Annotated in this window: 18 protein-coding genes and 1 pseudogene; 9 read left to right on the forward strand and 10 right to left on the reverse strand. The window is 68.3% G+C overall.

From position 1 onward, the window contains the following. Positions 1 to 6: 6 nt before the first annotated feature. Positions 7 to 2013 carry an AMP-binding protein gene (locus tag C492_RS20565; protein ID WP_008427172.1) on the forward strand — a complete coding sequence of 669 codons (2007 nt, stop codon included), beginning with the start codon at positions 7 to 9 and terminating at the stop codon, positions 2011 to 2013. A 100-nt stretch (positions 2014 to 2113) separates the two neighbouring features. Next, entirely contained in the window at positions 2114 to 2593 is a 480-nt protein-coding gene (locus C492_RS20570) for a hypothetical protein (protein WP_049893225.1), read from the forward strand. 75 nt (positions 2594 to 2668) lie between these two features. On the opposite strand, the gene C492_RS20575 is transcribed toward C492_RS20570, so the two are convergent. Next, positions 2669 to 4705, reverse strand: a complete 2037-nt coding sequence (locus tag C492_RS20575) for a primary-amine oxidase (RefSeq protein ID WP_049893224.1) — start codon at positions 4703 to 4705, stop codon at positions 2669 to 2671. Between the two features lie 227 nt (positions 4706 to 4932). Here C492_RS20575 and gatB point away from each other — a divergent pair, with 227 nt between their 5' ends. The 4 genes from gatB to C492_RS20590 all read left to right on the forward strand — a co-directional run bounded on the left by gatB (position 4933) and on the right by C492_RS20590 (position 9385). Continuing rightward, positions 4933 to 6429, forward strand: a complete 1497-nt coding sequence (gatB, locus tag C492_RS20580; protein ID WP_008427177.1) for an Asp-tRNA(Asn)/Glu-tRNA(Gln) amidotransferase subunit GatB — start codon at positions 4933 to 4935, stop codon at positions 6427 to 6429. A 73-nt stretch (positions 6430 to 6502) separates the two neighbouring features. Continuing rightward, positions 6503 to 6676, forward strand: coding sequence for a hypothetical protein (locus tag C492_RS24800; RefSeq protein ID WP_008427180.1), 174 nt, complete (start codon positions 6503 to 6505; stop codon positions 6674 to 6676). A 70-nt stretch (positions 6677 to 6746) separates the two neighbouring features. Further along, complete coding sequence (locus tag C492_RS20585; protein WP_008427182.1) at positions 6747 to 7760, forward strand: MBL fold metallo-hydrolase; 1014 nt, start codon at positions 6747 to 6749, stop codon at positions 7758 to 7760. Between the two features lie 107 nt (positions 7761 to 7867). Continuing rightward, entirely contained in the window at positions 7868 to 9385 is a 1518-nt protein-coding gene (locus C492_RS20590) for an amidase (protein ID WP_008427184.1), read from the forward strand. 52 nt (positions 9386 to 9437) lie between these two features. Here the strand turns inward: C492_RS20590 and C492_RS20595 are convergent, their stop codons facing one another. Further along, on the reverse strand, positions 9438 to 10142 hold the full coding sequence (locus C492_RS20595) for an SDR family oxidoreductase (RefSeq protein ID WP_008427186.1): 705 nt from the start codon (positions 10140 to 10142) through the stop codon (positions 9438 to 9440). A gap of 139 nt (positions 10143 to 10281) precedes the next feature. Then, positions 10282 to 11073 carry an N-acyl homoserine lactonase family protein gene (locus tag C492_RS20600; protein WP_008427188.1) on the reverse strand — a complete coding sequence of 264 codons (792 nt, stop codon included), beginning with the start codon at positions 11071 to 11073 and terminating at the stop codon, positions 10282 to 10284. Positions 11074 to 11225: 152 nt separating this feature from the next. On the opposite strand from C492_RS20600, the gene C492_RS20605 reads away from it, so the two are divergent. Then, entirely contained in the window at positions 11226 to 11363 is a 138-nt protein-coding gene (locus C492_RS20605) for a hypothetical protein (protein WP_008427189.1), read from the forward strand. Between the two features lie 71 nt (positions 11364 to 11434). Continuing rightward, complete coding sequence (locus C492_RS20610; protein WP_008427191.1) at positions 11435 to 12712, forward strand: NAD(P)/FAD-dependent oxidoreductase; 1278 nt, start codon at positions 11435 to 11437, stop codon at positions 12710 to 12712. On the opposite strand, the gene C492_RS20615 is transcribed toward C492_RS20610, so the two are convergent. The 3 genes from C492_RS20615 to artA form a co-directional block, all read right to left on the reverse strand. After that, entirely contained in the window at positions 12709 to 13164 is a 456-nt protein-coding gene (locus tag C492_RS20615) for a hypothetical protein (protein WP_008427192.1), read from the reverse strand. The genes C492_RS20610 and C492_RS20615 overlap by 4 nt on opposite strands. A gap of 69 nt (positions 13165 to 13233) precedes the next feature. Next, positions 13234 to 13956: a metallophosphoesterase gene (locus C492_RS20620; protein ID WP_008427194.1), complete on the reverse strand. Its 723-nt coding sequence runs from the start codon at positions 13954 to 13956 to the stop codon at positions 13234 to 13236. After that, on the reverse strand, positions 13953 to 14957 hold the full coding sequence (gene artA, locus C492_RS20625) for an archaeosortase A (protein ID WP_008427196.1): 1005 nt from the start codon (positions 14955 to 14957) through the stop codon (positions 13953 to 13955). The genes C492_RS20620 and artA overlap by 4 nt, the downstream gene beginning before the upstream one ends. 102 nt (positions 14958 to 15059) lie before the next feature. On the opposite strand from artA, the gene C492_RS20630 reads away from it, so the two are divergent. After that, complete coding sequence (locus C492_RS20630; RefSeq protein WP_008427199.1) at positions 15060 to 15839, forward strand: DUF7839 domain-containing protein; 780 nt, start codon at positions 15060 to 15062, stop codon at positions 15837 to 15839. Between the two features lie 34 nt (positions 15840 to 15873). Here C492_RS20630 and C492_RS20635 read toward each other — a convergent pair whose 3' ends face one another. The 4 genes and pseudogenes from C492_RS20635 to C492_RS20650 form a co-directional block, all read right to left on the reverse strand. Next, positions 15874 to 16053, reverse strand: a complete 180-nt coding sequence (locus C492_RS20635; protein ID WP_008427201.1) for a hypothetical protein — start codon at positions 16051 to 16053, stop codon at positions 15874 to 15876. Positions 16054 to 16172: 119 nt separating this feature from the next. After that, complete coding sequence (locus C492_RS20640; protein ID WP_008427203.1) at positions 16173 to 16943, reverse strand: proteasome assembly chaperone family protein; 771 nt, start codon at positions 16941 to 16943, stop codon at positions 16173 to 16175. Between the two features lie 6 nt (positions 16944 to 16949). Continuing rightward, a complete protein-coding gene (locus C492_RS20645; protein WP_008427206.1) occupies positions 16950 to 17129 on the reverse strand; it encodes an RNA-protein complex protein Nop10 in 180 nt (59 codons plus the stop codon). Further along, positions 17126 to 17413 (reverse strand): annotated as a pseudogene (locus tag C492_RS20650) (translation initiation factor IF-2 subunit alpha); the annotation flags it as partial. The pseudogene C492_RS20650 and the gene C492_RS20645, both read right to left, overlap by 4 nt.

Consider the following 17413-nt stretch of genomic DNA (forward strand, 5'->3'; position numbering starts at 1 on the left):
GCGACGATGGCAGGAAACACCAGTCTCGAGGACGTCGACGAGGTGGTCCACGAACCCAGCAGGGAGTTCGTCGAGTCGACCAACGTCGCCGCGTTCATGCGGGAGTACGGGATCGACGACTACGAGGAGCTGATCGAGCGCACGACGACCGAGGTCGACGGCGAGCCCGAAAGCGGGGTCGACTGGTTCTGGGACGAGCTGGTCGACTACCTCGGCATCGAGTTCTACGAGGAGTACGACGAGGTGCGCGATAACAGCGAGGGTCCCCAGTTCACCGACTGGTACCCCGGCGGGGAGCTGAACCTCGCCCACAACGTCGTCGACCGCCACGCCGCCCGCGACGAGGAGCGGCGCAACACGGTCGCCACCATCTGGGAGGGCGAGGACGGCGAGGTTCGGGAGATTACCTACCACGAGCTGCGCCGCCAGTCGAATCAGGTCGCGAACGCGCTCGAGGAACGCGGTATCGAGACGGGCGATACGGTCGGACTCTACATGCCGATGGTTCCCGAGGTCGCCGCGATCCTCTACGGCTGTTTCAAGGTCGGCGCCATCGCGGTGCCGATCTTCTCGGGCTTCGGCGTCGACGCCACCGCGACGCGGATCGCCGACTCGGAGTGTTCGGTGCTGTTCACGGGCGACGGCTTCTACCGCCGCGGGAGTCCCGTCCGCCTCAAGGGGGCGGCCGACGAGGCGATCGAGGAGGCCGGCTACGTCGAGCACACCGTCGTTTTCGATCGCCTAGGTAGCAGCGACGGCGACGTCCCCTGGGACGACGACCGCGACGAGTGGTGGGTCGACGCCGTCGAGGCGGCCGACGACGAGTACGAGACGAAGTCGCTGGCCTCCGACCAGGAGTCGATGCTGCTCTATTCGTCGGGGACGACGGGCAAACCCAAGGGGATCGTCCACACGCACGCGGGCGTGCAGGTCCAGTGTCCGAAGGAGGTCTACTTCGGGATGGACCTCAAGCCCTCCGACCGCTTCTTCTGGGTCTCCGACATCGGCTGGATGATGGGTCCCTGGACGCTGATCGGTACCCACACCTTCGGCGGCACCGTCTTCATGTACGAGGGCGCGCCCGACTACCCCGAGCCCGACCGCTTCTGGGAGATGATCGACCGCCACGAGCTCACCCAGTTCGGGATCTCGCCGACGGCGATCCGCGCGCTTCGCAAGCACGGCGACGAGTGGCTCGAGGACCACGACCTCTCCTCGCTTCGCCTGCTGGGGTCGACGGGCGAACCGTGGGATCCCGAATCCTGGCGGTGGTTCTACGAGCACGTCGGGGGCGGGGAGGCGCCGATCATCAACATCTCCGGCGGGACCGAGATCTGTGGCTGTTTCCTGATGCCGATGCCGACCGAGCCGCTGAAGCCCTGCACGCTGGGCGGCCCCGGCCTCGGGATGGACATCGACATCGTCGGCGCCACCGGCGAGTCGGTCCGGGAGGAGCACGAACGGGGCTACCTCGTCGCCCGCGATTCGTGTCCGTCGATGACCAAGTCGCTGTGGTCGGGCGACGAGCGCTACCTCGAGGAGTACTGGTCGCGGTTCGACGACATGTGGAACCACGGGGACTGGGCCCAGAAGGACGCCGAGGGGTTCTGGTTCCTCCACGGCCGGGCCGACGACGCCTTAAACGTCGCGGGCCGAAAGGTCGGCCCCGCCGAGGTCGAGGGCGCGCTGATCGACCACGAGGCGGTCAACCAGGCCGCGGCGATCGGCGCCCCCGACGACACTACCGGGACCGCCGTGGTCACCTACGTCATCCTCGAGGCGGGCCGCGAGGAGAGCGACGGGCTCCGCGAGGAACTACGCGCCCAGGTCGGCGAGGAACTCGGCAAACCGTTCCGTCCGCGCGAGGTGCTGTTCGTCGACGAGTTCCCCAAGACCCAGTCGGGCAAGATCATCCGCCGGGCGATCGAGGCGACCTACACCGGCGAGGATCTGGGCGACATGAGCAGCATCGAGAACCCCGACGCGCTCGAGGACCTCGAGGACGCGCGCTGAGGGGCGATCGGCGACCGCAGGGACGGCACTGTCGTCCGTTATCCCACGTATAACATGCCGAATGTTTCTAAGGATGGGCGCCGAGTCGACGGACAGAACCATGTCCGAGGACGAGATCGAGGGATCCGATTCGAACCCGCCGGACGACGCGAGCGACGGGGTACAGTTCACCGCGCCGACGGTCGACGACGCGAGCGGGTACGGGCTCTCGATGACGCTGCTGGGCGGGGTGTTGCTCGCGCTCGCGTACTACGGCTACCTCGCCGTGAGCACCGTCGGTTTCGGGGCCGTTCCCGAACCGTTCTACGTGCTGGCGCTCGCGTTACTGTTCGTAGTCGAACTCTTTCGAAGCCCGGGGTACGACGGGGAAGCGCTCGTCCGGGCGGTCGCGTTCACCGCGGTCTACGGCGGACTGGTCGTCCTCGCCATCGAGGGCGGCGCGTATCTCTTCGAGCGGCCCGAGGCGGCACTCGAGGGATTCGTCGGCGTGACCGTCCTCGCCGTCTCGATCGTCGTCGCCGCGCTCGCGTACTTCCTCTTTCTCGCGGTTACCACCTCGTCGCTCTCGGACGAGCGCTGATCGGGCGGGCGGCGCCGGCGGAAAACCGACGCCGATTGCGGTCGTCCCCGACGCACTCGAGCAAGACAGCGGTCGCTACTCGTCGAGATCCATCGACTCCTGGCGTTCCGTCTTCCACTGCTCGACGTCCTTGATCGCGTGCTCGGGCGGGACGTCGATCGCCGGGTTCTCCTCGAAGAAGTGGGCGGGCTGGAGTTTGAACGAGACCATCTTCGCGGGCAGGATCGGCCAGTCCTCGGGTACCGAGACGTGGGTCTGGCAGAGGTTGTACCAGACGACGAGATCCTCGTTCGCGATCGAGCGGTCCGCCTCGGTCCACTCGGGAAGCCCCTCGCCGCCGGGGTGCTGGTTCGGATAGTCGCCCGCGGGGAAACGCTCGTCGTCGTCGTACCGCGTGACCCAGAGGTGCTTTTTCGCGAAGCCTGCCCGCTTCGCCACGCCGGAGCCGGCCTGCATCGGGAACGCGGTGTTCGTCCCGTCCCCGCCGACCAGTCGGTAGCCGACCGGTTCGCCCGTCGCGTCGTTCCGGACGTCCTCGTTGACGATCTCCCAGTAGCGACCCGCGTGGGTGTCGGTCAGGCGCTTGGCCTCGGACTCCCGTTCGAACCGCGTGCGATCGACGTAAGCGGCGTTTCCGTGCGGGTTCAGGTGTTTTCGGTCCGCGTCGGCGTGGGGCGTTGGATCGTACCCTTCGGGTCCGTAGGGTACTTCCCGGAGGTTGACCTCTCGGACGGTGTTCGTCGGGCCGTCGACCTCGAAATCGAGCCGACAGTTGAACACGTGCTGGTGGAGCATCGACTTGTGGCCCGGCCCGATCGTCTCGGCGTACCCGGTCTCCCGGTCGTCCTCGCCGAGCAGTCCCGTCGCGTTACACCCCGTCAGCCGAACTTCGCCCTCGATGCTCCCGTCCTGGTAGAAGTACCAGTAGAACCCGAAGTCGTAGTTCCCGATCGTCGAAATAAACGAGATCACGAGCCGCCGGTTGCGCCGAACTTCGTGGTCGTCGACCCGCCAGTCGTAGTGCTTCCAGAGGAGGCCATAATCCTCCTCGTGGAGACAGATCGCGTTCGGGATCACCTGCGCGTTGCCGTCGCCGTCGTTGAGCGCGGCGTCCCAGTAGTGCATATAGCCCAGGCAGTCACACCCCTCAGTCAGCGAGTTCGCCAGACGGCCGAGCCCGTACTCGCCGACGTCGAAGGGGGCCTTCCAGTCGTGATCTGGATCGGGATCGTTGTACGCGGTGACGACCTCCGGCCAGGAGGCCCGCCGGAGGATCGTCCGCTCGTCGCCGTCGTCCTCGTAGCTGACGTCGTGAAGCACCAGTCCCTCGCGGTGGTTGAAGCCGACTCGAACGTGCCAGTTCTGCCACTCGACGGTGTGACCCTCGACCTCCCAACTGGGCCCCTCCGGCTGGATCACGTTGTACGGCTCGAGGTCCTCTCGGAGGTTGCGTTTGTCTTCGCGGTAGTAGCTCGTTCGGAGGTCCCCGACGATATCCTCCGTTTTCGGGCCCGTGTCGACGACCTTCACCACCTCGCGGTCGTCGAGGTCGACCCACGCGTGGATCCCCGACAGCGGTCGGTTGTACGCCTCCGCACCCTCGCCGTCGGCGTCGTCCTGTACCCAGGCGATACCGTGTGCTAGCCGTCGATCCCGATCGATATCTTCGGGGACGAAGTCGTAGCCCGCTGACCAGGCCGTGACGATCGCCAGGTCGGGATCGGCGCCCCGCCGACGTACCGCCTCGCGAAACTCCTCGGTTTCAGTCACTGTCTCCTCGACCTCGACGAACTCCTCGCCGATCATCCGGGGCTGGCCGCGCTCGATCTCGCGCCACTCGACGACCGCGTCGTCGTCGAGTGAGACGACCCCCTCGTACGATACCCGTTCGGTCTTGTCGCGGGCGACGACCCGAGCCCGTCGCTCCGGCCTCGAGTCGCCGTCTTCAAACGCGCGCAGCGCCGCCTTCGGCGGTTCGGCGAGCGTGATCTCGATCGCGCGGGCGTCCTCGGAGAGTTCGCACTCCTCGAGCACGATCGACCAGCTCCGCTCGATCTCCGCCGGTGGTAACGGGGCGAGCGGATGCACGCCAGCGTCGTCATTGGCAGACATTCTCTTACGTGTATTCCGTCCTCCAATTTATAGTTAATCGGACGCCCGTTTTCGGCCCGTTCGAAGAAAAGAATCGGAAGGACAGCTCGAGAACTCAGCCGTCGGTGGGTACGCTCTCGTCGCCGATCTCGGAGGCGGTAACGCGAGGATTCCTGATCGGAAGGCGAGCGTACGGTCGGGACCGCCAGTCGTTACGTTTTACCTCCGCGGGCCCGAACCGAGGTCCAATGACTGCCCAGACCGTCCAGCAGGGCGACCTCGTCACCGTCATCGGACTCGAGGTTCACGTCCAGCTGGAGACCGACACGAAGATCTTCTGTGGCTGTTCGACCGAACGGACCGACGAGCCCAACGAAAACGTCTGTCCGGTCTGTCTCGGCCTCCCCGGTGCGTTGCCCGTCCTCAACGAGGCCGCCGTCGAGGCCGCGGTCAAGATCGGGAAGGCGATCGACGCCGACATCCCCGAGGAGACCCGCTTTCACCGGAAGAACTACTACTACCCCGACCTGCCGAAGAACTTCCAGATCACCCAGTACGACGAGCCGATCTGCGCCGACGGCGAACTCGAGATCAGCGTCGAGGGCGACCGCCGCACGGTGACCGTGGAGCGGGCTCACCTCGAGGAGGACCCGGGGAGCCTGCAACACGTCGGCGGCGGCGGCGGGATCGACTCCGCGGAGTACACGCTCGTCGACTACAACCGCGCGGGGACGCCGCTGATGGAGATCGTCACCGCGCCCGACTTCCGCAGCCCCGCCGAGGTGCGCGCGTTCCTCGCCGAGCTCGAGGAGGTCCTTGAGTACCTGGGCGTCTTCGACGCCGAGCGGGACGGCAGCCTGCGGATCGACGCCAACCTCTCGATCATCCCCGCCGAGGAGATCGACGGCGAGGATACCGCCGAGATCGGCGCCGAGGCGCTGGCCGCGGCCAACCGCACGGAGGTCAAGAACATCTCGAGCCACAAGGGCGCCCAGAAGGCCTTAGCCTACGAGGAGACCCGCCAGAAGAACGCGATCCAGCGGGGGCGCGCCGTCGAACAGGAGACCCGCCACTGGGACGAGTCCCGGGGGATCACGGTCTCGATGCGCTCGAAGGAAGAGGAGAAGGACTACCGCTACTTCGAGGAGGCCGACCTGCCGCCGCTTCGGGTCTCGGGCTGGAAGGAGGAGATCGCCATCCCCGAACTCCCCACCGCGAGACGCGAGCGCTTCGAGGACGAGTACGGCCTGAGCGACGAGGCGGCCTCGAAGCTGACCTCGACCAAGCAGGTCGCGGACTTCTACGAGGACGTCGCCGGCGAGTACGACCCCGACCTCGCCGCCACCTGGGTCGCGGACAACCTGCTGGGCGAGCTCAACTACCGCGACATGGAGATCACCGCCATCGAGGGCCGGCTCGAGGAGGTCACCCGCCTGGTCGAGCTCGTCGCCACCGACGAGATCACGGCGAAAAACGCCCGCGAGACGGTGCTTCGATCGATGCTCGACGACGGCCGAACGCCCGACGAGGTCGTCGCCGAGGAGGGGCTGGGCAAGACCGGCGAGGACGAGGTAAAGCGGGCGGTCGTCGAGGCGGTCGAGGAGAACCCCGACGCGGTCGCGGACTACGAGTCCGGCGACGACGGCGCGATCAACTTCCTGGTCGGCCAGGTGATGCAAAAGACCGGCGGCAGCGCGGATCCGGGCGACGTCAACCAGCTGCTGCGGGCCGAACTCGAGGACTGATCCGTCCGATTCGTCGATAGCTGAACGATCACTGCAACAACACTTTTCGCCCGTCGCCTCGAAACGGACCGGTATGCTCCGGGACGGAATCGATCGACTCCGCGAGTGGCTCGCCGTCGAGGACCCCGACGGACGCATCGGGGGATCGGGCGATTCGATCGGGTCGCCCCAGCGCCGGCGGTCGCCGGCAGCCGAGCGCGAGCGACTCGAAAAGATCGCCGAGGAGCGCCGGAACGAGGACCCGTAGCTCGCACACTCGGCCGACGCGGGTTCCGGTACCGCTCGAGTTATCACCGATCGCCGAGTGAGACCCCCGTATGGACAGGATCACGCTGGGTAACGAGGAGTTCGAGGGACGGAACAACGCCTACGTCCTCGCCGACGGGGACGAGCTCGCGCTGGTCGACACCGGGGTCGCGACCGACGACATCCGCACCGACCTCCGGGACGGGTTGGCCGAACGGGGCTACGAGTTCGCCGACGTCGACGATATCGTGCTCACGCACTTCCACGTCGATCACGCGGGACTGGCCGGCGAGATCCAACGCGAGAGCGACGCGACGGTGTACGTCCACGAGGCCGACGCCCCCCTGATCGAACAGGACGAGGCGGCCGTCGCCGCCCTCGAGGAGCGTCGGGAGGCGCTGCTCGAGGAGTGGGGCCTCCCCGAGGACGTCCGTGCAGAACTGCGCTCGTTCTTCGCGGACGCGACCCACCTCGAGGGGCCGTCCGCGGAGCCGACCCCCATCGAGGACGGAACCGTACTGGAGGTCGGCGGGACGACGCTCGAGACGGTCCACGCGCCCGGCCACGCGGCGGGGCTGTGCTGTTTCGAGATCGGCGACGGATCGGAGGCGAGCCGCGGCGGCGAGGCGACCGACGGGGGATCGCGAACCGGCGGAGAGGCGTTCGTCGGCGACGCCGTCCTCCCCGTCTACACGCCGAACGTCGGCGGCGCCGACGTCAGGGTCGAGCGCCCTCTCGAGCGGTACGCCGAGACGCTGCGGACGTTCGTCGACCGGGGGTACGATCGGGTCTGGCCGGGCCACCGCGATCCCATCGAGGAGCCCTCCGAGCGCGCGCGAACGATCCTCGCACACCACCGCGAACGGTCCGAAAACGTCCTCGACGTCCTCGAGGAGCACGGCCCCGCCGACGCCTGGACGGTCAGCGCCCACCTGTTCGGCGACCTCGAGGGGATCCATATCGTCCACGGTCCCGGCGAGGCCTACGCCCATCTCGATCACCTCCGCCACGAGGGCGTCCTCGCGTACGACGACGGCGAGTACCGGCTGCTCGAGCGGCCGACCGATCTCGAGGCGCTCGTCTAGCTCGCCGAGTCCGCGCAGCGACGGCTCCCCGCGACCGGCTCTCGCGGCGGAATCGATTGCGCAGGGTCATGCTGAATCCCTTTTTGTTGTAGTGGTGACGGAAACGTATGCCAATCCGTCCGCCGTCGACCGACGAGGTCCGAGAGCTGGGCGAGGAGCTGTTCCTCGATCTCACGCCGGACGAAGTCGAGTTCTACCACGAGCAGCTCACCGACAACCTCGAGGAGTACGAGACGATCCAGTCGTACGATCCCGAGCCTCGCGGGCCGATCACGCGAACCCGGCCCCGGAACCCGGGAACCCGGCTCGACGACGACGAGGACCCCCACAACGCCTGGGTCACCAGATGTGAGGTCGAGGGCGACGAGGACGGGTCGCTGTCGGACTGGGAGGTCGCGATCAAGGACAACGTCGCGGTCGCCGGCGTCGAGATGACCTGCGGATCGAGCGTCGTCGAGGGCTACGTTCCGAACGTCGACGCGACGGTGGTCAGTCGGCTGCTCGAGGCCGAGGCCGACGTCGTCGGGAAGACGAACATGGACGACATGGCCGTCACCCGGGTCGGCCACACGGCGTTCGGCCCGATCACGAACCCCCGCGACGACGACTACCTCGCGGGCGGCTCGAGCGGCGGCAGCGCTGTCGCGGTCGTCGAGGGCGAGGTCGACGCTGCTATCGGGAGCGACCAGGGTGGCAGTATCCGGATCCCGGCCTCCCTGTGTGGCATCGTCGGCCACAAACCCACCTACGGGCTGGTCCCTTACACCGGCTGCGTCGGCCTCGAGCACACGATCGACCACCCGGGGCCGATGACGCCCGACGTCGAGACGGCCGCGGAGATGCTCACCGAAATCGCCGGCAGCAACGCCGCCCACCTCCGGCGGCCGACGGACGTGCCGACCGAACGCTACCAGGACGCCCTCGACGGCGACGTCTCGGAGCTCTCGGTCGGCGTCCTCGAGGAGGGGTTCGACAAACCCAAGGGCGACCCGGGCGTCGACGAGCGGGTCCACGAGGCGATCGACCTGCTCGAGGAACGGGGCGCGACCGTCGAGGAGGTCTCGATCCCGCTGCACGCCGACGCCGACACGATCCACGAGATCTGTACGAACGAGGGGCTGGTCGCCGCGATGATGGGCCAGGGCGTCGGCCACGGCTGGAAGGCCTGGTACAGCACCTCCTGGGTCGAGGCGTTCGGCAAGTTCCAGCGCGCGCAGGGGTACGACTTCCCCCCGAACCTCAAACTGAAGCTCCTGCAGGGGATGTACACCATCGAACGGTACCACTCCCGGTACTACGCGGCCGGAATGAACCTGCTGCTCGAGCTGGCCGAACGGTACGACGCGGCTCTCGAGGAGTACGACGTGCTCGCGATGCCGACGACCGACGTGACCGCGCCCGAACACGACCCCGACCGGGACGCCTTCGATCGCCTCCTCGAGACCGAAGTTCCCGCCAACACCTCACCGTTCAACCGCACGGGCCACCCCGCCATCAGCGTCCCCGCGGGGGAGGTCGACGGGCTCCCGATCGGGCTGATGCTGGCCGGCGCGCGGTTCGAGGACGCGACGGTACTCAACGCCGGCTACGCGGTCGAGCAGGCTCGAGCCGAAAACGGCCAGTAGGGCCGCTCGAAGGGAGCCGAGGCGTGCGGCCGCGTGATCCGAGTCGGAGCAGTCAGACGGACGACGTCAGTCCCCCGTCGACGCGGACGTTCTGACCGGTAACGTAGCTCGAGGCGGGCGAGAGGAGGTACGCGACGGCGTCCGCGATCTCGGCGGTTCGCGCCGGCCGTCCCATCGGGATTCGCGATCGGGTTTCCTCGTCGACGTCGTAGCTGTCGACGAACCCGGGCTGAACCGTGTTCATCCGGATTCCCTTCGCCGCGTACCGGTCGGCGTAGAGCTTGGTGAAACTTCCGAGCCCGGCCCGGAGCACCGACGACACGGGGAACTCGAGCGACGGCTCGAACGCCGAGAACGTGGAGATGTTCACGATCGACCCGCCGCCTTGCTCGTCCATGATCGGCGTGACGAGCCGGGCCATGCGGACGACGTTCAACAGCGCGAGGTCCATCCCCTCGTACCACTCCTCGTCAGAAATTTCGAGGAGGTCGCCCGAGGGCGGGTGACCCGTGTTGTTCACCACCGCGTCGACGTGCCCGTAGCGTTCGTGGGTCGTCTCGACGAGGGCCGCCAGGTCGTCGGGGTCGGTGACCGACCCCTCGAACCCGTCTCCGCCGAGGTCGTTCGCGACCTCGACGGCGCTGCCCGACGGCGACAACAGAACCGGCGTGTACCCGTCCTCGGTCAGTCGCCGGGCGCACGCCTCCCCGATACCGCTTCCAGCCGCCGTCACGACCGCGACCTTCTGGTCGGTCATACGACCACTACCCCGCCACCCCTCATAAAAATCGGCTCGCCACACGTCGTCTCCGTCGCGTACTCCGGTGATTCGGGCTCATCGCGCGACTCCGTTCGAACGGGACGGCGCCGACGGTCGACCCGCCTCCGACGACCCGCTACAGCTCCCGCAGCGCCTCGAGGTCCCGCTCGTCGTGGCCGCAGATAATCGTCGCGTCGTGGCGTCGTCGCTCCTCCTCGAGCAATCGGTGGCTCTCGAACCAGGAGCGTTTGGACCACAGCAGGCTGCCGCCCATCGGGTGTTCGTCCTCGTAGTTCTCCCGGACGTAGGCCTGGTCGCCCGCGATCAGGACGGTTCCCGCATCCGCGAGTTCGAGGCGAACCCCCAGCAGGCCGGGCGTGTGACCCGGCAGACGAACGAGCTCGAGGTCGCGAAAGCGCCGCTCGCGGTCGCCGTGGACGATCTCCCAGTTCAGCTCCCGGTCGAAGTCGCCCGCGAGGTAGGCCTCGTCGCCCGCGTCGGTCGTGGCGCTGTAGTAGGCGTGTTTCAGCTCCCGCTCGTGAACGACGATCGGTACGTCGGTCCCCTCGAAGGCGTACAGTCCTCCGGCGTGATCGAGGTGAAGGTGGCTCTGAATCACGCAGTCGACGTCGTCGAGGGCGTACCCAGCCGTCTCGAGGTCGTCCTCGAGGGGCCGCAGTCCGGTGTGCTCGAAGGCGGCGTACAGTTCCGCGGGCCAGTGGCCCGCGTCGGCCTCGGGGTGGGAGCCGGTGTCCCAGAGGATCGTCGCCTCGGGGTGATCGATCACGAGGTTGTAGACGGGACCGTCGACCATCGTCGTCTCGGGATCGGGGTCGGCGGCCGTCCCCACCGTGTGGCCCTCGAGGATGTGGTTGGCGTCGGTCGTGATCGTGCCGCGCTCGATCGGGGTGAGGGTCGCGTCGACCATACCGGGCGCACGGACGGTCGGCAGTTATCAGTACCGACGCTCCGGGCGTGCGAGCCGCGCCGGGATCGCGCGCCCGCGAGGGCGATCGGTCGGTGGATCCGCGCTGGAAATGCCTGCCGCAGCGGTATCCGTCCGCCGTCGTATCGAGGCGTATGGTCAGAGTTTCGACGGTCGTCATCCTGGTCGGCGTGGCGCTGCTAGTACTCCCGGTTCCGCCCGTTATCACCGCCGTTCTCGCCGTCCCGGTGATCCTGGCGGGGATCGCCCTCCGGGTGCTGACGGAGCTGTAGCCGGCTCGAGAACGCCCCCGACGGCTACCGAGACGGGTACGACTTTCAGTGTCGGCTACTAACGACGGGGTATGACGCAGACGCCGCGAGCCGTCGTCGCCGGCGGCGGGCTCGCTGGACTCGTCGCCGCCCGGCACCTCGCCGGAGCGGGACTGGACGTAACGCTGTTCGAACGATCCGGAAACGTCGGCGGCCGGGTCTGGACGCACGAGCGGAAAGGATTTCGGTTCGATCGCGGGTTCCAGGTGCTGTTTCCGTCCTACCCGACGGTGCGGCGGGAACTCGAGTTCGACGCCCTCGACCTGCGCCCGTTCGCGCCGGGGGCGTGTATCGCCCGCCCCGGGAGTCGGTCGACGCTGTCGGACCCGATCCGGGATCCGCGGGCGCTGCCCGCGACGCTTACCAACGAACACGTTTCGACGGGAGACGCGCTGCGAATCGCTCGCCTCGCCCTCGAGCTGGTCCGGCGAGAGCCGGAGGCGATCTTCGAGGACCCCGGACCCGAGACGACCATCGAGTCGTTCCTGCGCGAACGGGGGTTCTCGGATCGGTTCGTCGAGGAGTTCGTCGCGCCGTTCTACGGCGGGATCACCCTCGACCGATCGCTGTCGACGTCGAGTCGGGTCTTCGAGTACACGTTCCGGGCCCTGCTGACGAGCCGCGCTGCCGTGCCCGCGACCGGGATGGCCGCGATCCCCGCCCAGCTCGCCCAGAAGGCGCGGGTCGCCGGCGCCAGCCTCGAGCTCGGGACGGAGGTGACGGCGGTCTCGAGCGACGGGGAAAGAGCGACGGTGACCGCCGCGGGCGAGGAGTACGACGCCGACGCGGTCGTGGTCGCGACCGACCCGCCCGCGGCCCGGGAGCTGACCGGCGTCGAGTCGATCCCCACTGACGCGCGCGCCTGCGTCACCCAGTACTACGAGCTGCCGGGCGGAACGGACCTCGAGACGGGGAAGCGACTCCTGTTGAACGCGACCGAAGACGGGCCGAACCACCTCGTCCCTCACAGCGAGGTCGTCCCGGAGTACGCCCCCGACGGCACCGAGCTGATCAGCGCGACCTACCTGGGCGAGCGCGAGGAGAGCGACGACGAACTCGCGGCGACCACCCGACAGACCCTCGAGTCGTGGTACCCCGATCGACGGTTCGACGCGCTCGAGACCCGCCGTACCGACCGGATCGAGTTCGCCCAGTTCGCGCAGCCGCCCGGAATCCACGAGCGGTTACCCGGCCCGCGGGTGCCCGACGGCCCGGTTTACCTGGCGGGCGACTACACCCGGTGGTCGTCGATCCAGGGCGCGATGAAAAGTGGCCGACTCGCGGCGCGGGCGGTACTCGAGGACCGCTAGAGCCGTTCCCGGACGGCGACCCCGTTCATCACGAGCAGGGTGGTCGCCGCGGCGACCTCGAAAGAGGCGAGCCCGAGGAGCCACAGCCAGAGCGAGACCGCGGTAAACGCCGGTGCAACGGCCGGCACGCCCGTCCGAATCGCCCGCCGGAACCAGCGCGTCCGGCCGTCGTCTCGTCGATCGGTTCGCCCGTCGGGCCTTTCGGCAGTGTGTCGGCCGATCCGTTCGTCGCCGGGGTCGTCGGTTCGACGGACGGGCTCGAGCCCGCCCTCGTCGCGCTCCCGTTCGGCCTCGCCGTCGTCCTCGCGGCGGGCCTCGTCCGGCGCCAGGAACTCCGTGCCGCAGCGCCGGCAACTGATGTACCGCCTCGAGAACGGAGTCGGATAGTCCGCCGGGCAGTTCGGGCAGACGAGTCGGTCCGCGACGGGGCGGTGGTCCGCGCGTTCGGCCATCGTGATACCGGAAGATATGAACGAACTGGCATATGTCTTCCCGTAGTTACAGTCACTAAATTTTATATCTCAGTCGAGGAGTCGCCGCGACGCTCCGAGCGGCGGAAACCAGAGGGTGTCGCCGCTCGAGCGGTCGTAGACGGCGGGATAGCAGTCGTCGAGGCGGTCGACGAACGGGGACTGGAGGTCGGACGATCGGAGCCCGTTGATCGTCCGACCGCTCGCGAGACGGGTGAACGACGGCAGGACCAGGGTGGCCGCCCGGTCCGCCGTCGGGGGCTCGTACAGGAAGCAGGGACGCTTCCGTCCGTCGATCTCGATCGCCGGGTGTTCGTGGCCGACGACGTACCGGCTCGCGTCCGCGGCCGCTCCCGACGGCGGCTCGTGACCGTGACTGACGACCGTCTCCCCGTCGGCCAACCGGTACGCCGGGAACGTCTCGCCGTCGAAGACCGACTCGAGCAACGCGTCGTGGTTTCCGGGCGTGACGACCAGCGACGCGCCGGCGTCCTCGACGCGATCGACGAGCCGGGCGAGCGAGCGCTCGACGCCCCGGGGAATCCGGGAGAACGAGTGCAACAGATCGCCGGCGACCACGACCGTCTCCGGATCGCGGGCCGAGAGCAACGCCTCGAGGCGGTCGCCGACGTCGGTCGCCTCGCCGAGCGGGGCCTCGATCCGCGATGTCGCGTCGCGCCCGAGGTGGACGTCGGCGACGACGAGCGTCTCCGAGCCGGAGAAGTAGACCGCTCGGCCGTCGAGTTCGAAGGGAACCGGGACGGCCTCGGTCATGGATCCCGGGGACCGCCGTCGGTCCGGACGTCCGCACCAAGGGCCGTCTCGAGGTCGTACTCGGTGCCGGTTAGCACGAACAGGACCTCCTCGAGGGGCTCGAGAATCTCCGGCAGGAGCTTGACGACCAGGTAGGTGATCCCGACGAGGGCGACCACCGAGAGCGTCTGGGAGACGTAGTTGTGGGCGACGAGGTAGGAGACGCGGGCCTCTTCGGCGCCGAGGTAGGTCGTGACGAAGGAGACGACGACGTCCTGCTGGAACCACCCCCAGGGGGTCGCCAGCCCGATGAAGACGTTTCGGACGAGGTTCAACAGCCAGATGACGCCGATCGCGAGCGCGAACGCGGCCAGCTTCCGTCGCAGCGGAGCCGCCACCGCGGCGATCAGCCCGCCGAAGATCGCCATGCTCCCGAGTCCGGTGCAGGCGAGCACGATGTAGGTGGTTCGCCCCGTCACCGTCTCCTCGGGATCGAAGGCGAACCGGCTCTCGTATCCGGCGGTCCCTTCGCTGAGACCGGGGCTGTACCCGAGCAGTTCCATGCCGTAGTGGGTCTGGACCGCGGTGGTCTCGATCAGCCACTGGCGAACGAACGGAATCGTCTCGGCGGGCAGATAGATCAGCCCCATGAGCGCGACGGCCTTGGTCAGCACGAACAGGGAGTCCCGACCGCTCCAGAGCAGGTAGCCGGTGTAGGCACACAGCGGCAGGGCGGCGAGCGCCAGCACGGTCTGGAGCGGGCTCTGAGCGTCGGCGTAGTAGTACGGTACCATCGTCAGCCAGTAGACGCCGAACAGCAGCCAGGCGGCGCCCGCGAGCGGGCGGGCGGGCAAAGCGATGTCGGAGCGACGAACGAGCAACGCGATCCCGAAGGCGGCGATGGCGATCCAGGCCAGCGCGTCGATCGGCAGGGTTGCCTGCAGCGTCGACGCGAGCGTCTCGCCGCCCGCCAGGACCGCGACGGCGTCGAAAGCGACCGACGGCGCGGAGGGCGCGGACATGATCGTCCTGTTCGACGGACGCGTCCGGCATGAGTTTGTTGCCTCGCCAACCGATCCCCGGCGACTGCGTACTTTTTTGCCGCACTGGAGGCAACTGCCCGTATGGTCGACGTCCTCGACAACAAGCGGGCTGCGACGCGGTTTCGGATCCTCGTCCAGATCGCCGAGCGCCAGCCCGCCGTCAGCCAGGGAGAGATCGCCGAGGAAGTCGGCGTCACGAGCCAGGCCGTCAGCGAGTACATCCGCGAACTCGTCGACGACGGACTCGTCGAGAAGGAGGGCCGATCTCGGTACCACGTCACGAAAGAAGGCGTCGACTGGCTCTTTCAGGCCGCCGACGACGTGCGCCGGTTCGCCGACCACGTCACCGAGGACGTCCTCGGGGCGATGGGCGAGGACACGGCGATCGCGACCGACGACCTCGAGCAGGGCGACGTCGTCTCGCTGTCGATCGAGGACGGGCTCCTCCACGCCGAACCCGGCGAGTCGGGCCCGGCGACGGGCGTCGCGACGACCGACGCCGCGGCCGGCACCGACGTCGGCGTCACCAGCTTCGAGGGCGTCATCGACCTCGAGCCGGGAACCGTCACCGTCCTCCAGGTCCCCGCGGTGCGCTCGGGCGGCAGCCGCGAGATCGGCGCCGAAACCGTTACCGCTCGCTGCGAGGGGGCCGACCTCGTCCTCGCGACCGGAGTCGAGGCGGTCGTCGCCTGCCGGCGGGCCGAAACCGAGCCCGCCGTCACCTTCGCCGTCGGCGAGGTCGCGGCCGACGCCGCCGAGCGCGGGCTCGCGGTCACCGCCGTCGCGACGACCGACGCGGTCGGCCGAGTCACCGATACGCTCCGGGACGCCGACGTCTCCTACGAGGTCCTCGAGGGGTGATCCGGGCGTCCGGTGCGACGGCGGGATACTCGCACTATCGGTCGACGTGGGGCCACTCCGCCTCGGGGACGAACTCGGTCCCGCCGCAACAGCCGCACGCTTCGGGCGCCTCGTACCGGTAGCCGGCGTCGGTGTGTGCAGAAACCGTCCCGACGTGCAGGACCTGACACGCGGTACAGACGTACTTCTCGGGAACTTCGGGGCTGTGGGCCATACTCGAGCTACGTCCGCAAGAGAAATATAACGCCAGTGTCGCCCAGGGTGGGATCGTGACGTCGGTTCGCGACGGACCGACGATACCCGCACGGAGTCACGAACGTCGCGTGGGACTCGTCACCCGATGTACCGCAGGTCGTCGTCGGTCGGGACGTCCATCTGCTGTTGTTGCTGTTCCATCTCCTGGATCTTGCCGATGACGTCTTCCATCTCGTCGGCCCGCTCGTCGAGACGCTCGTAGTCGAGTTCGAACCCGAGCATCTGCTCGAGCACCTCGAGTACCGCGCGGGCGCTTTTGGGATCGACGAGGTAGCCGCTGGTCTCGCCCATCAGACAGGTGGCCTCGAAGCCGCGGCGGTCGCCCAGGCCCAACAGGAGCCCGGAGACGCCGACGATGCCGCCGGCGGGCTCGTCGTCGCGGAACTCGACGCCCGCGTCCTCGAGCGGTTCGATCAGCGATTCGTCGGTAACGGCGCCGACGACGGCGTACTCCTCGATCAGCTCGCCGGTCGGAACCCCGCCGAGCGCGTACAGCTCGCTCGCGCCGAACGACTCGGCGACGTCGAGAAAGGCCGACGCCAGCGCGTAGTGGCCGTCGTTCGTCTGGGCCTGGTGGTCCCCGGTCAACACGAGTAGATCCCGCCCGTCGGGCACCGAGACGGCGTGGATCTCGGCGCAGGTCAGCTCGGCGACGCCGTCCTCGATGCTCACCTTCGGTGGGAACTCTCGGGAGTAGATCCGGCGAACGAGCGTGCTCTCGCCCTCGAGTTCCTCGAGCAGGTGCTCGGCGGCGAGGCTGCCGACGTGTCCGACGCCCGGCAGCCCCTCGACGAGTACGGGGTCGTCCAGCTCGACCTCGGCGACCGCGTCGATCTCGAGTTCGTCCATACCGTATCAGCGACTGCGACGTTTAAGAGCGCGTCGGTACTTCCCGTGGGAATCCTCGGGATCGAACGGGGCCGGCGCGCTGTTTTCGGCGTCGGCGCCGCAGTCGGGACAGGTCGAAGAAAGGGTGTACACCGGGCGGTCGTGGGCGTCGCGCCACGCCGAGCAGACCCGGATGTCCGATTTCATTCGTCGTCGGTGCGTCGCTCGCGGTGGAACTCGCCGGAACCGCCCTCCTCCTTGATCGCGGCGACCGCGCGTCGGGCGCTCTCCTCGAGCTGGGACTCGGCGGTCTTGTAGTTCGGCGCCTGGACGTTGATCCGGTACTCCGGAGCGCCGACGTAGCTCACCTCGAGGTCGACCTCGTCGGGAACCGCTCCGTTGCCCTCGGCGGCCTCCAGGGCGGTCCGGATCCCGTCGACGCCGCTCGGGGAGCCGTTCTCGAGCTGTCTCTTATACACATCTCTGATGGC

It is taken from the genome of Natronococcus jeotgali DSM 18795, assembly GCF_000337695.1.
GTDB lineage: Archaea > Halobacteriota > Halobacteria > Halobacteriales > Natrialbaceae > Natronococcus > Natronococcus jeotgali.